16 protein-coding genes are annotated in these 13,707 nt (G+C 41.1%); 10 read left to right on the plus strand and 6 right to left on the minus strand.

Going from position 1 to position 13,707, the window contains the following annotated elements; translation table 11 throughout:
• Positions 1-11: 11 nt before the first annotated feature.
• Together ACPPVU_RS02580 and ACPPVU_RS02585 are read left to right on the plus strand one after the other, a co-directional pair.
• Positions 12-947: an alpha/beta fold hydrolase gene (locus ACPPVU_RS02580; RefSeq protein WP_426670132.1), complete on the plus strand. Its 936-nt coding sequence runs from the start codon at positions 12-14 to the stop codon at positions 945-947.
• A 143-nt stretch (positions 948-1,090) separates the two neighbouring features.
• Positions 1,091-2,149, plus strand: a complete 1,059-nt coding sequence (locus ACPPVU_RS02585; protein ID WP_426670133.1) for an alpha/beta fold hydrolase — start codon at positions 1,091-1,093, stop codon at positions 2,147-2,149.
• Positions 2,150-2,301: 152 nt separating this feature from the next.
• Here ACPPVU_RS02585 and ACPPVU_RS02590 read toward each other — a convergent pair whose 3' ends face one another.
• On the minus strand, positions 2,302-3,348 hold the full coding sequence (locus ACPPVU_RS02590) for a sensor histidine kinase (protein ID WP_426670134.1): 1,047 nt from the start codon (positions 3,346-3,348) through the stop codon (positions 2,302-2,304).
• Positions 3,349-3,588: 240 nt separating this feature from the next.
• On the opposite strand from ACPPVU_RS02590, the gene ACPPVU_RS02595 reads away from it, so the two are divergent.
• From ACPPVU_RS02595 to ACPPVU_RS02620, 6 genes are all read left to right on the plus strand, one after another.
• Positions 3,589-4,041, plus strand: coding sequence for an SRPBCC family protein (locus ACPPVU_RS02595; RefSeq protein ID WP_426670135.1), 453 nt, complete (start codon positions 3,589-3,591; stop codon positions 4,039-4,041).
• Positions 4,022-4,345: an ArsR/SmtB family transcription factor gene (locus ACPPVU_RS02600; RefSeq protein ID WP_426670136.1), complete on the plus strand. Its 324-nt coding sequence runs from the start codon at positions 4,022-4,024 to the stop codon at positions 4,343-4,345. Before ACPPVU_RS02595 ends, ACPPVU_RS02600 begins: the two co-directional genes overlap by 20 nt.
• A gap of 17 nt (positions 4,346-4,362) precedes the next feature.
• On the plus strand, positions 4,363-5,244 hold the full coding sequence (locus tag ACPPVU_RS02605; RefSeq protein WP_426670137.1) for a DUF2911 domain-containing protein: 882 nt from the start codon (positions 4,363-4,365) through the stop codon (positions 5,242-5,244).
• A 54-nt stretch (positions 5,245-5,298) separates the two neighbouring features.
• Positions 5,299-5,733 carry a hypothetical protein gene (locus ACPPVU_RS02610; RefSeq protein ID WP_426670138.1) on the plus strand — a complete coding sequence of 145 codons (435 nt, stop codon included), beginning with the start codon at positions 5,299-5,301 and terminating at the stop codon, positions 5,731-5,733.
• A 67-nt stretch (positions 5,734-5,800) separates the two neighbouring features.
• The gene (locus ACPPVU_RS02615) at positions 5,801-6,499 is read left to right on the plus strand and encodes an SRPBCC family protein (RefSeq protein WP_426670139.1); all 699 of its coding nucleotides are present in this window, start codon (positions 5,801-5,803) and stop codon (positions 6,497-6,499) included.
• Between the two features lie 74 nt (positions 6,500-6,573).
• Positions 6,574-7,047: an SRPBCC family protein gene (locus tag ACPPVU_RS02620; RefSeq protein ID WP_426670140.1), complete on the plus strand. Its 474-nt coding sequence runs from the start codon at positions 6,574-6,576 to the stop codon at positions 7,045-7,047.
• A 289-nt stretch (positions 7,048-7,336) separates the two neighbouring features.
• On the opposite strand, the gene ACPPVU_RS02625 is transcribed toward ACPPVU_RS02620, so the two are convergent.
• Positions 7,337-8,218 (minus strand): alpha/beta fold hydrolase, encoded by an 882-nt coding sequence (locus ACPPVU_RS02625; protein ID WP_426670141.1) that lies wholly within the window; start codon positions 8,216-8,218, stop codon positions 7,337-7,339.
• 189 nt (positions 8,219-8,407) lie between these two features.
• On the opposite strand from ACPPVU_RS02625, the gene ACPPVU_RS02630 reads away from it, so the two are divergent.
• Both ACPPVU_RS02630 and ACPPVU_RS02635 read left to right on the plus strand, forming a co-directional pair.
• Positions 8,408-8,695 carry a hypothetical protein gene (locus ACPPVU_RS02630; protein WP_426670142.1) on the plus strand — a complete coding sequence of 96 codons (288 nt, stop codon included), beginning with the start codon at positions 8,408-8,410 and terminating at the stop codon, positions 8,693-8,695.
• Positions 8,696-8,879: 184 nt separating this feature from the next.
• A complete protein-coding gene (locus ACPPVU_RS02635; protein ID WP_426670143.1) occupies positions 8,880-10,106 on the plus strand; it encodes an MFS transporter in 1,227 nt (408 codons plus the stop codon).
• A 113-nt stretch (positions 10,107-10,219) separates the two neighbouring features.
• On the opposite strand, the gene ACPPVU_RS02640 is transcribed toward ACPPVU_RS02635, so the two are convergent.
• The 4 genes from ACPPVU_RS02640 to ACPPVU_RS02655 are packed head-to-tail and all read right to left on the minus strand — an operon-like array spanning position 10,220 to position 13,458.
• Positions 10,220-10,987 carry a LytR/AlgR family response regulator transcription factor gene (locus tag ACPPVU_RS02640; protein WP_426670144.1) on the minus strand — a complete coding sequence of 256 codons (768 nt, stop codon included), beginning with the start codon at positions 10,985-10,987 and terminating at the stop codon, positions 10,220-10,222.
• On the minus strand, positions 10,968-12,014 hold the full coding sequence (locus ACPPVU_RS02645; protein WP_426670145.1) for a sensor histidine kinase: 1,047 nt from the start codon (positions 12,012-12,014) through the stop codon (positions 10,968-10,970). Before ACPPVU_RS02645 ends, ACPPVU_RS02640 begins: the two co-directional genes overlap by 20 nt.
• Entirely contained in the window at positions 12,011-12,490 is a 480-nt protein-coding gene (locus ACPPVU_RS02650; RefSeq protein WP_426670146.1) for a hypothetical protein, read from the minus strand. Before ACPPVU_RS02650 ends, ACPPVU_RS02645 begins: the two co-directional genes overlap by 4 nt.
• A 5-nt stretch (positions 12,491-12,495) precedes the next feature.
• Positions 12,496-13,458, minus strand: coding sequence for a heme-binding domain-containing protein (locus ACPPVU_RS02655; protein ID WP_426670147.1), 963 nt, complete (start codon positions 13,456-13,458; stop codon positions 12,496-12,498).
• Between the last annotated feature and the right edge of the window lie 249 nt (positions 13,459-13,707).

Consider the following 13,707-nt stretch of genomic DNA (forward strand, 5'->3'; position numbering starts at 1 on the left):
TAAGTAAAAACATGAAAACTAGAAGAATAAGGCAGTTAATGAAAGGAGCATTAGTATTGGCAGTGCTCGGACTAAGTGTTGCATTTGTATCCTGGAAAAAGGATAACACAACTAAAGATTATCATAAAACAGCTGAAACGCAATTTGTTACGGCCGATGGAAATAAAATTGCTTATCGTGTTTTGGGAGATAAAGCCGGCATTCCGCTGGTAATGATATCTCCTTTAGGCAGCGCAATGGATGACTGGGACCCTGCGGTGACCAACGGTCTCGCCCAAAAATACAAGGTGATCATCTTTGATATCCCGGGTGTGGGCACATCCGGCGGAACAACAGCCGATAATATACCGGATATGACTAAAGAAGTGGTTTCATTTATCAAGGCCATGGGTTACAACAAGGTCGACTTACTGGGCTTCTCTATGGGTTCATTTATCAGTCAGCAGATTGCACTGACAGAGCCTGCGTTGGTTAATAAGATCATCCTTACCGGTACCGGCCCCAAAGGAAGCAAGGGACTTTCTGATCTTCCTAAATTCCTGGCTGCAGCAGCTAAACTGACTCCGGAACAAGTCTTTTTAGGCTCCTTCTTCGCCCAGTCTGACTTCAGCCAGACTGCCGGTAAAAGCGCTTACGAAAGGGTGCAACAACGCCAGGTGGATCGTGATGCCCCGGTAGGCTCCGAAAGTTTCACCAACCAGGTAAAAGCAGTTTTGGGATGGGCACAGCCAAATCCTGATGCGCTGACAGAACTGCAATCAGTAAAACAACCTGTCCTGATCGTTCAGGGTCAGGAAGATGTTTTGGTTCCGGTAGATAATGCGATCAGCATGTCTAAAAGTATACCAAATGCCAAGCTGATCGTTTACCCCGATGCCGGCCACGCTGCCTTTTTTCAGTATCATGACGACTTCGTTCAGAAATCTCTTGAATTTTTAGGAAAGTGACAGTTTGCGTCATCAGTAACAGGCGGCTTTGTTTCAATTTTAGAAAATAAGAGCTGCGTAATCATCTACAAAAAATAGCCTGCCAGATCAACATGGCTGGCTATTTTCCTAATTTTATATTACAAATAAGAAAGGAGTATATTATGTCAGAAAAACCCCACTATGGCCGTCGCCGCTTTTTAGGTGCCGCGGCTATCACCATTGCTACCGGTCCTCTCTTCATGGTCAGTTCAGCAAACGCCAAACCCGAAAAAACAAATCCGAAAAATATGATTCCATCCAAACCAGAGATGAACACATCTTTCGATACTATAAAACAGATCAATGCCGGCGTTTTGAATGTTGGATACGCTGAGGCTGGCCCTTCCAATGGCCCTCCTGTAATTCTCCTGCATGGCTGGCCGTATGACATATACAGCTTTGTTGATGCCGCCCCCTTATTGGCGGCAAAAGGTTATAGGGTTATTATTCCCTATCTGCGCGGCTATGGTACCACACGCTTTCTTTCAAATGAGACGGTCCGAAATGGACAACCATCTGCGATCGCTACTGATATCATCGCCTTGATGGATACGCTGAAGATCGAAAAGGCCATCCTCGCTGGCTTCGACTGGGGTGCACGCACGGCTGACATCATCGCGGCCTTATGGCCGCAACGGTGCAAGGCCCTGGTTGCAGTAAGCGGCTACCTGATCGGAAACCAGGCCGCAGGCAAGCTACCGTTGCCGCCATCAGCCGAGTTCCAATGGTGGTACCAGTTCTACTTCGCAACCGAACGCGGCAAGGCTGGCTATGATAAATACCGGCATGACTTCGCCAAACTGATCTGGCGGCTCGCTTCGCCGAAATGGAATTTTGACGATGCCACCTTCGATCGCTCAGCCGCAGCATTCGACAATCCCGACCATGTGGCCATCGTTATCCAGAGTTATCGCTGGCGGCAAGGCCTTGTGGAGGGTGAGTCTAAGTACGACGACCTGGAGAAACAACTCGCCCAAAGCCCGGTCATCACGGTGCCCACTATTACCCTGGAAGGTGATGCCAACGGCGCGCCACACCCACCACCAAGCGCTTATGCTAGTAAGTTCTCCGGCAAGTACACAAACCGGATCATCACCGGGGGCGTCGGGCACAATCTGCCCCAGGAAGCTCCGCGGGCATTTGTTGATGCAATTATCGAAGTTGATGGTTATACTAAATAGCCTCACTAACAATTTATGTGATTTTTTATTAGAATTAAAAACCCCTTAGTTTTCACTAAAGGGTTTTTAATCTACCATTTCTATTTTTTCGAATTCGTAAAGCCAATCACTAATAAGGCGCTTACCTAAATGGATTTTAGCATAAGTAATACTTACTCTTTAAAAGAGATAGTGAACTTTGCACCCTTATTAACCTCACTGTCAATATCTATTTTACCGCCCAAGCTTGTAACATGGCTGTATACCAGGTAAAGTCCTATTCCCTTACTATCGTTATGGTCATGAAATTTCTGGCGAAATCCAAAGATCTTATCTTTCACATAGTCCATATCAAAGCCTTGTCCTTCATCAGAAAAAATCAACTGATTAACATCATCCACCTTCCTGGAATAAATGTTTATTACCGGAAAATGATCCGGCCTGGCATATTTTATTGAATTTGTTATCAGATTAAGAAAGATGCTTTCGAGGAAGGATTTATTGAATTTGATTTTTTCAACCTCCGAAAAATCAAACAGTATTTTTGCCCCCGAGTCTTGAATCAAGGAATTTAACGATTGCAACACTACATTTAAACAATCATTTAAATCCAATTTTTCGGCCTGCATGCCTAAGCTTTCTTTTTCATTTAAAACATCCACATAATTATTTAAAGTGTCCCTTAAACTTTCAGTGGCCGACTTTAATATACCAATAAACTCGCGTGTTTCTTCATCATTTATCTTAGAGACATCTAACAGATTAAAAACAGAAAGCAGGTTACTTACCGGCGATCTTAAATCATGCGAGGTTGTTAATGTTAGTAATTTGAGGTCGTCATTTATCTTGGTAAGATTAGCAATAAGTGTATTACGGTCATCTTCCTGTTTCTTTTTATGCGTAATGTTTTTAGCAATGGCGTAAACCAGTTTTTCGCTGTCAACAGGCATAGATGTCCACGATAACCAAACAATTTCTCCGCTTTTGGTTACATACCGGTTTTCAAAATGCAGAAGTGGTTTGTCATTTATAAGATTATTACGATGCTTTGCTGTTATCTCTTTATCTTCAGCATAAATAAATTCATGGATCGGCTTTGCGAACAATTCCTCGTTAGTATAACCTAATAGCCTGGAAACAGAAGGACTTATCCTTCTAAAATAACCATCATAACCGGCTATGCACAGCAGGTCAGCAGATAGTTCAAAAAAAAGTTCCAAGTTAAAAGCATCAATTGGGGTGGGCTCACTCTCTTCAGTCGGCATTCTTTTCCGGGAAATTCTTGATTTGCAAAAATACGAAAATAAATAATCAAGCAATACCCGCTTAACCTACGGGCAAGATTGTTACACAAATCTGGATGCAATATAGCTAGTTTCTGTACAAATTATTTTTTTAAAAAAATATTTGCGTAACTCAAAAGTTACTTATACATTTGGGTAACTTTTAAGTTACCTATTATGACACCAAGTATTAATCACCAATTTTTCTTTCCTCATCCTCCATCATCGGTTTGGGAATATCTTACAAATGCCGAGTTAATGGAACTATGGCTGATGAAAAACGATTTTCAACCAATCGTAGGGCATGAGTTTCAATTCAGGACAAACCCCCATCCGGATGTCAATTTCGGTGGAATTTTCTATTGTAAGGTATTAGAGGTCGTTCCTTTTAAAAAGCTTTCCTATTCGTGGAAGTGCGGGCCCGGAGATGGGACAATCACTATCGATTCAGTAGTTAATTGGAAACTGGAGCCAAAAGATGGCGGAACGGAACTCTTTCTGGAGCATAACGGCTTCGCTATAATGGAAAATTTCCCATTATATAACTCTATGATTGATGGCTGGCTTAGAAATATACATAAGATTGCTGAACATTTAAACACTACACAACATGGCACTACCAACGCTTGATGCTTTCCAGGTAATAGCCGACCCGAGCAGAAGAGAGATGCTAATGCTGCTCTCCAAAGACAGTTTAACTATCAACAGCCTGGCCGAAAATTTCGATATGAGCCGCCCCGCAGTTTCGAAGCACATTAAAATATTGTATAACGCGGGATTTATATCTATACAGGATATCGGTCGTGAACGGCATTGTGCGCTGAAACAGGATGGGTTCAACGCCTTGCATGAGTGGCTCAAATACTTTGATCAGTTCTGGACATCGAAACTGAAGAATCTGGAAAAGCTATTAAATAACAAATTACCGAACTGAACATAAATTAAAATCTTATGAAGATAAATCAATCCATTACAAAAATCATAAAGATAGCCTCACTGTGCTTTTTTGTTGTTATAAGCTTCAGTTCTCACAATGCTGCGGCGCAGGAATTAAGACTAAAAATACCGGCTGCAAGCCCGGGACAGCGGATTGAACAGGACTTCGGACTTGGTGTGATATCCATAAAATATTACAGGCCAAATACCAACGGCAGAAAAATATTTAACGGAATGGAGCCCTATGGCATTGTTTGGCGAACAGGGGCCAATAATGCCACTGTTATAAAACTGACTGACACAATCCAAATAGAAGGCCACACACTGCCAGCTGGTTCTTATTCGCTTTTTAGTATCCCGGGCGCTGATGAATGGACAATTATATTTAATAAAAATGTGGATCAGTGGGGCGCTTACGCATACGATGAAAAGCAGGATTTCCTTCGTTTTAAAGTAAAACCAATTAAGCTGAACAATAAGATTGAAACTTTAACTATTCAATTTGCCGACGTTCACCAGGATAGTTGCCTCCTACAGATACTATGGGAAAACACAGGCATAAACCTCCATTTAAAAACTGATGTGGATAACCGTATAATGGCCAATATACAAGAGGCGATGAAGGGCGAAAAGAAACCCTATTACATGTCGGCCATTTGGTGTTATAATCATAACAGAAACCTTGATCAGGCACTTACCTGGATGCGGGAAGCAAATAAAGCCCAACCGCAGGCATATAATGTAAAATACTGGTTAGCGAGGTTACAGCTAAAAACAGGAGATAAAAACTCGGCTATTATTTCAGCTAACGAGGGCCTTAAACTGGCGTCTGCGGAAAACAATGCAGAATACATCCGATTGAACAAAGAAGTATTGCACGATGCCGGTTTGAATTGAAAAATGGAAACCGGAGCAATAATATGGGCTAACAGATGATAAAAAGCAAAGAAAATGAATCAGCAAAATTACCAGTGCAGCATAGCTGCAGATTTTACGCCCCGCGAGGCGTTCGAAGGCATCAGCCAGGTTAATGAATGGTGGGCAAAAAACTTTGAAGGCAGCGCCGAAAAATTAAACGACGTTTTTACCGTCCGTTTCGGCGAAACCTTTGTAATCTTTAAAGTTACCGAAAGCATAACCTGTGAAAAAATTGTATGGCAGGTAACAGACTGCTACCTGCCATGGCTCAAAAACAAAACCGAGTGGAACGGCACCAGCGTCATGTTTGAAATTTCCTCCTTAGGCGATAAGACACAGGTGACCATGACGCATATCGGCCTGGTACCAGAGATAGAATGTTTTAGCGGCTGCGAAGCAGGTTGGAACAGACATTTCAAAGGAAGTTTATTTAAACTGCTAACTGAACACGCAGGCGTTCCGCAATAAAAAAAAGGTTTTGAAACCAGTTAGGTAACTGCTAAGACAGAAATTTTAATTTAATAAATCAAATTTCATGGATAAACCTAATTATCATGTTCGGCTTAAGGTTAATACGACCACTGAACAGGCGATCAAAGCAATCAGCAATGTATCGGGCTGGTGGGCGCAGGAAGTAGATGGCAATGCAAAAAAACAGGGAGACCAGTTCACAGTTCATTTTGGTAAGACATGGGGACAGTTCCGAGTGTCAGAACTTAGTCGCAATCGCATTGTGTGGGCAGTGACTGACTGTTACCTTGACCTGCTTAAAGATACAAAAGAGTGGAATGAGACCCGGCTTATCTTCCAGTTTAACAGCGCGGACGATAAAACGGTCATCGACGTAACGCATGAGGGCCTGACACCGGATAAGGAATGTTTTAACGACTGCACAAAGGGCTGGAACTTTTACTTCCGGGAAAGCCTGTTCGGTTATTTAGAAAAAGAGCAGGGTTTGCCGGGTGCGGGTATCCACGCCTGGCTGGAAAGTGACGGCAAGATATACAGGGGTAAAATCTATACCCGGGACCAGTTATCTACAGAAATGACTGGCGACCTGCTACTGCTGGATGTGAAGCAAACTAAGGTTGAACAAGTACTTTCGGCTTATTCGGTCAGTCCCTTTAATGGAGAGGCAGGAAAGCCTCACGGCGATTATTATATGCTGCTGAATAATGAACCAGGGCTAATGGATCACTTACAAGACTTTGTCAATCAAACGTCGATGAACTAAAAGGTCTGCCGGACACACCTAAAGACGTCCGAAACAAATAAACTAAATGATCAATCCATTTTAATTTCTAACGTATGAAAGATTATCAAAAAAGCATTACAGTAAACAATTCACCAAGTGAAGTTTACGCTGCTATTACCGAACACATTCAGGACTGGTGGAGCGATGATTTTTCGGGAGGCGCAGCCCAAAAAGGCGACCAGTATAACATTGCCTTCGGTGAAACCAAAAAGACTTTCGAAATTATTGAAGCGATTCCCGATCAAAAAATTGTTTGGCTATGCCTGAAGGCCCATATTGATATGCAGGCCCTGAAGAAAAAAGATGAATGGGTAGGCACACGTTTGATCTGGACGATAACAAGTGATGACAACGGTACAATCTTAACCTTTTTGCACGAGGGTTTAAATCAAAATTTCGAATGTTATAACGTGTGTGAGGCCGGCTGGGATTATTTTATCGATAGTCTGCAAGCTTTTTTAACTACAGGAAAAGGAACGCCTTATCAAAAACAGAAGGCCAGATTAGAGTGGGAAGAAAAAAAGTAATCGGTTAGCCAGCGTCCCGGTATAAATGCAAATAATATTGACTGCCGCCACTCTGGTAAATTACAAAATATCATGATACTTTCTTACAAAAAAGCCTCAACCCTTCGGTTTGAGGTTTTTGACTTATGAGGTAGCCCCAACAGGACCAAACCCGAACCACTTTTTTGAAGATTTGGAGCGTTTGGCGAATATTTCTCTTAATCAATAGTACCTGTCTTAACATTTCCGGCGCGAGCGTAATTGGCAACAATAAATATTTATTGAAACATTTTTTTGATACCAAATATGATTAAGTTTGCTTTAAAAAGTCGTCCAGGTAACCTAATATTGTTTTTGTCTGCATCATTAGGCTGACATGCCCCTGCGAAGGAACAATGGCCAGATGCGATTTTGGCATCGGTCCCAAATCAGCAGGTACACCACCTCCCAGTAATTGATACGTCTTCATCAACTCAATTTTATCCAGGCCATCGTTGTCGCCCGAGATGAGCAATACCGGAGAAGTAATTTTCGCAATATTGGCGTCACCCATGTCGAAGGGCGTCTGGACAAAAACAATCATCTGTTCCAGGAACTTTGTCCATTTTGTTTTGTCGGGTGCTACTGCATCATATGCCGTTTCCAAAGGACTGTTCGCTAAATACTCAGGTTTCATACTTTTAAATGCGTTATTTACCTGGGGCAGCCAGCCACCACTTTTATAGGTAGAAGAAATGATCACTAATTTTCTTACCCGTTTAGGGCTTTGTATTGTCAGCTGGTAAGCCACGGAACCACCCATGCTGTATCCCACAACATCAGCACTTTCAACTTTCAAGTGATCCATTACTCCTTCCACATCGCTTGCCATGGTAGCCAGGTCTATTTTTCTGTCTGAAAACGGTGTGTGCCCATGTCCCTGCATTTCAATGGCAATTACTTTCCTTGTTTTTGACAATTCAGGTATTAATTGCCCCCAGTTCATCTCAATGGTCATAAAAGCACCATGCAGCAAAACGAGGGGCTTGCCCTCACCATATACTTCGTAATAAACTTTAATGCCGTTAACCGGCACATAGCCACTGTCGGCAGGTTTACCCTGTTGCCCTTTAGACTGAAATATTGTAAAAAAAATCATAGCAACTACTAATACCGCTTTAGGGACATCAGATCCTTTAAATACTCTTTTCATAATATGATATTTAAATGAGTTTGATTTATTGACAATATAAAGATAGAAGGCATTTCAGGATTTTACGCTGTGTAAAAACGACATTTTGAAAGGTAGATCGCGACAAATAACAAAACTATAAAAGGCTTAATTAGACGGCTTTTTGTATTTTTAAGCAGACGTTGCAAATTTCAAAAAAATAATCCTCCAGTGAAAACTTTAACCGAATTTAAAGAATCCTTGAATTCAGAGCAACCCATTAGCGGGCTATCTGTGCAGTTAAAAAGCCTTTGGTATGATGGTAAAGGCGATTGGCATCAGGCGCATGCCCAGGTTGATCATTTAAACGATAAAGAATCGGCATGGGTCCATGCCTACCTGCACCGTAAAGAAGGTGATATTTGGAATGCTGATTATTGGTATAGCAAAGCACAACAAATCCGTCCGAACATATCTCTGGAAGAAGAATGGGAGCAATTAGTATTACAGTTTCTTTGATGAATGAATCTGTGGTTTGAAGGTGAATTACAACATATCATTCCCGGAGATGACCCGGCTGACTAAGCAAGCCAACTCAAAAAAGTCAAGCGTTTTCCTTAGATCCCCTGTGGTCGCGGGAAGGCATTTCTTTATTACTTCCAGCAAACAATCCTAATTTGGGCTATTGTTACCTTTGCCGCAAATGCTTACAACATCTGCTATAACAACATCACAACTCAAAAATCAGCGGGTTTCAACCATATTGGCGTTTGCTTTGTTGCCGCTGTCGGGGTTCGCTACAGACATTTATATTCCTTCATTACCCAACATGGGCGCTGATATGCACATTAGCAGCATACAGGTACAATTAACCCTGACCGTGTTTCTGATCAGCTACGGCACCTCCCAATTGTTTTTGGGGAGTATTTTAGATTCATACGGACGATACAAATTCAGTTTGGGAGCGTTGGTGGTGTTTATCCTGGCAAGTATAGTCATAGCCATTACCCGCAATATTTATGTAATTTATGCCATGCGGATCATTCATGGCATTACCGTGGCTATGATAGTAATAGCTAAACGGGCTTATTTTGTGGATGTATATGAAGGCGCGCAGTTAAAGCATTACCTCAGCATGTTTACTATCATTTGGTCTGCCGGACCTATAGTGGCGCCCTTCTTAGGCGGTTATTTTCAAAATACGTTCGGCTGGCAGTCAAACTTTTATTTTCTGGCAGCTATGGCATCGGTTATAGCTGTGCTTGAACTTTTATATAGTGGCGAGACCATCCGCCACCGCACAGAATTTCACTTAAAAAAAATAGCTGCTGTGTATGCCGAAATGATCAAAGCAACCACGTTCAGCCTTGGTATCCTGATGTTGAGCTTTGCTTATTCAATGGTGATCATGTATAACATGACAGGTCCGTTTATTATTGAGCATCACTTTAAATTTACGCCGGTTGTTGCCGGTTATTGCTCGCTCATTCTGGGGCTGGCCTGGATGGTGGGCGGCTTTATTGGTAAGGCATTGATCAACCGGCCGTTTTTTGGTAAGCTGTTCGTTAATATTTTGCTGCAACTCTTTATGGTTGCTTTAATGGTCGTCACCGCAAAATTTGTCAGCAATGTTTATGTAATGGTATTTTTTGCCTTTGTGATACACGTAGGCGCCGGATTTACTTATAATAATTATTTTACTTATTGCTTAGGGCGATTCCCTAAAAACGCGGCTATGTCTGGCGGGTTTACCGGCGGTATGGTGTATGTGATCCTCTCGCTACTTACTTACATTGTAGTGGCTGTCATTCCGGCTAAAGATCAACTTAATCTCAGCTATAGCTACCTGGTGTTTATAATGTTATCTGTTGTAGTAATGCTGATATTATTTCGGATAAACAGAAGTCCAGCATTGGCAATAGCGGCCTAACCCTGCATTTAAGCCGGGTTTGAATCGGCTAATCGCTTCAAATCATAGAAGAAATGGTTTGTTCACAAGCTTTTCTTATCCCGGCAAAGCGGAACGCTCAGCCGGGCAGGACATTACCTTTTTTCAAGCCACCCTAAAAAAATAGTCGCTTTGTCTTTTCCAACTATTAATTGTTCGGAGGTTGGTATGACTAACTTTACTAATAGTTTGCGGGAAAAATAATGCTCCACTTCTTTAACAGCTGCAAAATTTATTAGATATTGTCTATTCAGTCTGAAAAACTGTTTATCAGATACCAGATTGCGCACTTCGTCCAGCGATTGAGTAATGCCGTATTCCTTTTCATCAAAGGTGACGATGGTTGGTATTTCATTACGAATGTAAAAAAAAGCAATGTTCTCGCTGGCAATGGTTATGTACCTGTTATTCTTAAACACAAGGAAGCTTTTCTTTTCCACCGGAACGCTGATTCTGTTTAAAAGGGCTTCAATATTTAACAAGTCGTTTTTGGGATTTTGAAAAAAGCTTTGGAATTTGTTTACCTTTTCAAAAGTTTTTAAAATAGTCTCTTTAGAGAAGGGTTTCAGTATATAATCAATCCCGTTGGATTTGAATGCTTCTATCGCATAATCATCATAAGCAGTGCAGAACACCACCGGCGATACAATTTTCACTTCCTTAAATATCTCGAAACACAAACCGTCCGCCAGCTGAATATCCATAAAGATCAGATCGGGCCTGTTATTTGTCGTGAGATAAAGGACAGCCCCGGATATACTTTGTTTAGAAGCAACGATCTTAGCCTCCGGCTGCACATTAACAATCAGTTGCGCTAAAGCCCTGGCAATTTTTACCTCATCCTCAATGATCAGTATATTCATAAATTACTGGAAGTTTAACTTTAAAATGCCGTCCATCTGCGATAATTTCAATCTTTTTCCCTATTAAATGCATATAACGCTGATTAATATTTTCAAGGCCCATGCCAATAGATGATTCGGGTACTTTTTTCAGTTGCAATTGATTTTCTATAACCAGTGTGTCGCCATCGGAATATAAATTAATATTTAAAGGTTGTTCCAGCGAAACCACATTATGTTTAATGCAATTTTCGACCAGCAGCTGTAAAGTAAAAGGGGGAATATTGCTTGAGGTATGCTTGCTGCTGATTTTAAAGTTAAGCAGAATCCCATCCTCAAATCTCGCTTTTAACAAAAAAAGGTAAGCATTCAGAATATCCAGTTCTTCTGACAAACTAATAATGTTCATCTTCCTGTTTTCGAGTGTATAACGGTAAAAATCAGAAAGCTTTACAATAAAATCGGCAGCATGCTCATCGCCGATCTCAACCATTGATTTTAGCGTGTTTAAACTGTTAAACAAAAAGTGAGGATTAACCTGCTGTTTAAGCAACTCATATTGTGCACCTATATTGTCCGCCTTAATGCGTTCCAAATCGATGCCCATTAACCTGGCTTGATAACTTTGATAAAGCAGATGCAAAAACATGTAGATGGTTAGGTTCATCAGAATACCCCTAAATTGGTACATCAGTATCATAGATTGAAACAGATATCCTGAGAACAGCAATTGATGAGCACTAACCAATACCAGCATTAATGCTATACCAAGCAACAAGCTTTTTATAAGCCTCCGGTTAAAAAAGCGGGTAGTGTTATACTGATTTGAAAATTTTGGCAGGCTGTAGATATTATAATACCATACAAATAATGAAAACAGAAAGGCTATTGATGAGTCCACTAACAATTCAGAGCCTTGGATATGAAGCTGAAGTATCTTTGGGATGGAGGCTAATATTCCCATAAACAGGGAACTGAACCAAATTATCCCGGCCGATACCCTGAAAACCTTTTTATTACCAGTATGATTATTTTCCGCAAATATCATGGCATTACCGACGGTTGCTGATCAAAGATATACTTTATTCTATCTTGCTGATGCATTGTATCCTGATTTGCAACAAGGTCCTTGCCGTCGTACTTTTTATAATTAATAAAAGTCCGGTTCCCGGTTGACGTAGTTTTAATAACTTCTGCTGATAGCAGATAGCCCGGTATTTTACCGCCAAACCAATTATCATCATCCTGTTGTTTCCAGGTAATTAGTGCAAATACTTCTCCGGCCTGATGTTCTTTTAACCCAATAATAGCATTTTTTAAAGCCAGGGGATTAGCATAAAGGATAGACATGGTGCCCGGTTTTTTATTGATGAATGATGACATGACTTTTAAACCCAATGTATCCAATTTGAAAGCAGATGGCAGGGCAGCTTTGTCATTCAACAAATGACCATTTTTGACGTTATCGGTGCAGGCCGAAAACAGGAAAATCCCTGCAAAACATATATAAAGTAACTTTTTCATAACGCTTAGTGTTTAATAGGTTGGGTAAATACAAAGTCCGCGTCTTTTTGCGGCCTATGGCAATTAATACATTCATTGGCAAACAGCAGGGTTTTTCCATAAGGCACCATTTTGGGAGTTTTAAAACGGGCAAATCCCCAGCCTTTGGTTGATGAGTATTTCTGATCATCCTTTATCATGTATTCAACCTGTTTAAATGCCCCTGTCTTTACATTGCCATCCTTGTCTTCGTTTTGATCCCAGGCAACCTTTGCAAATATGGCCCCATTTGGCCACGGGTGTATATTATCGTCCTTAATTGCCTTTACAGCAATATCATTAGCGAAAATCACCCGCATGGTGCCGTTATCAAAACGCTCGGTTGTGCTTATGGCCTGCCAGTTTTTATAATCAGGGATATAGGTAATACCGTTTAGGGCCTTAGGAAGGCTGCTAACCATTATCTTCCCATTTTGCCATTGCTTGTATTGTTTAGTCACAGCGTTTGTTTTTGCTGTATCTTCGGGTTTGTTTTTAGGTGCCATTTCCTTAACATATTTCTTTAAAACAGCGAAGTCTTCGCTGGAAACTTTGGCAGCCGGGTGAACCAGTTCATAACTCTTAATGGGCATAGCTCCTGCAGCAATCTGGTTTACAATCTCCCAGAGTTTAGCTTTTTGATCCGCAGGTGCCATCTTTTTCCAGTTGGAGAAATTCAATCCCTCTCTACCTTGTTTTACGTGTGCTGCTACCCCCCAGTAAACAGGAGCTATTTTATCATACCAGCTGAGATTGGTCTCATTAGAATGGCAGTCGTAACATGCCCGCTTTATAATAGCGCTGACATCAGGCGGTGCAACAAAGTCAGCTGTTACAGGCGGATTCTTTATTTCCGGATGTATAAATTGAACCCCGACAAAAGCAATTACCAGGACAATTATGATAAAGAGAATTTTTCCCTTGCTGGATCTGAAAGTTAACTTGTTCATGTTATTAACGTTTGTACAAAGGAAATTATTAAAATAAGCCTCTGATAGAACATTCTCGTCCAAACCGGCTAAATCACAAGCAAAGACGGCATTTTAAGAGTTGAGCAGCTGCAACACCTTATCGCAAACAGGAGGCCGGATTAGAGTGGTAAGAAAAAAAGTAAACTGCCTGAATTTCAGACGGAAGATAAAATAGCAATGCAAAGCACTTAAGATTTCGATCTTTTGAGCAGTTATATTTAGTTTTGA

The organism is Mucilaginibacter sp. McL0603 (assembly GCF_049992945.1).
Lineage (GTDB): Bacteria > Bacteroidota > Bacteroidia > Sphingobacteriales > Sphingobacteriaceae > Mucilaginibacter.

What these genes read in the sequence shown, in the direction of transcription:
- ACPPVU_RS02645 (WP_426670145.1), bottom strand. Translation starts at nt 12,014, where the DNA reads ATGATATTTGCGGAAAATAATCATACTGGTAATAAAAAGGTTTTCAGG.
- ACPPVU_RS02600 (WP_426670136.1), top strand. Translation starts at nt 4,022, where the DNA reads ATGGCACTACCAACGCTTGATGCTTTCCAGGTAATAGCCGACCCGAGC.
- ACPPVU_RS02640 (WP_426670144.1), bottom strand. Translation starts at nt 10,987, where the DNA reads ATGAATATACTGATCATTGAGGATGAGGTAAAAATTGCCAGGGCTTTA.
- ACPPVU_RS02610 (WP_426670138.1), top strand. Translation starts at nt 5,299, where the DNA reads ATGAATCAGCAAAATTACCAGTGCAGCATAGCTGCAGATTTTACGCCC.
- ACPPVU_RS02605 (WP_426670137.1), top strand. Translation starts at nt 4,363, where the DNA reads ATGAAGATAAATCAATCCATTACAAAAATCATAAAGATAGCCTCACTG.
- ACPPVU_RS02635 (WP_426670143.1), top strand. Translation starts at nt 8,880, where the DNA reads ATGCTTACAACATCTGCTATAACAACATCACAACTCAAAAATCAGCGG.
- ACPPVU_RS02585 (WP_426670133.1), top strand. Translation starts at nt 1,091, where the DNA reads ATGTCAGAAAAACCCCACTATGGCCGTCGCCGCTTTTTAGGTGCCGCG.
- ACPPVU_RS02615 (WP_426670139.1), top strand. Translation starts at nt 5,801, where the DNA reads ATGGATAAACCTAATTATCATGTTCGGCTTAAGGTTAATACGACCACT.
- ACPPVU_RS02655 (WP_426670147.1), bottom strand. Translation starts at nt 13,458, where the DNA reads ATGAACAAGTTAACTTTCAGATCCAGCAAGGGAAAAATTCTCTTTATC.
- ACPPVU_RS02650 (WP_426670146.1), bottom strand. Translation starts at nt 12,490, where the DNA reads ATGAAAAAGTTACTTTATATATGTTTTGCAGGGATTTTCCTGTTTTCG.
- ACPPVU_RS02580 (WP_426670132.1), top strand. Translation starts at nt 12, where the DNA reads ATGAAAACTAGAAGAATAAGGCAGTTAATGAAAGGAGCATTAGTATTG.
- ACPPVU_RS02625 (WP_426670141.1), bottom strand. Translation starts at nt 8,218, where the DNA reads ATGAAAAGAGTATTTAAAGGATCTGATGTCCCTAAAGCGGTATTAGTA.
- ACPPVU_RS02620 (WP_426670140.1), top strand. Translation starts at nt 6,574, where the DNA reads ATGAAAGATTATCAAAAAAGCATTACAGTAAACAATTCACCAAGTGAA.
- ACPPVU_RS02595 (WP_426670135.1), top strand. Translation starts at nt 3,589, where the DNA reads ATGACACCAAGTATTAATCACCAATTTTTCTTTCCTCATCCTCCATCA.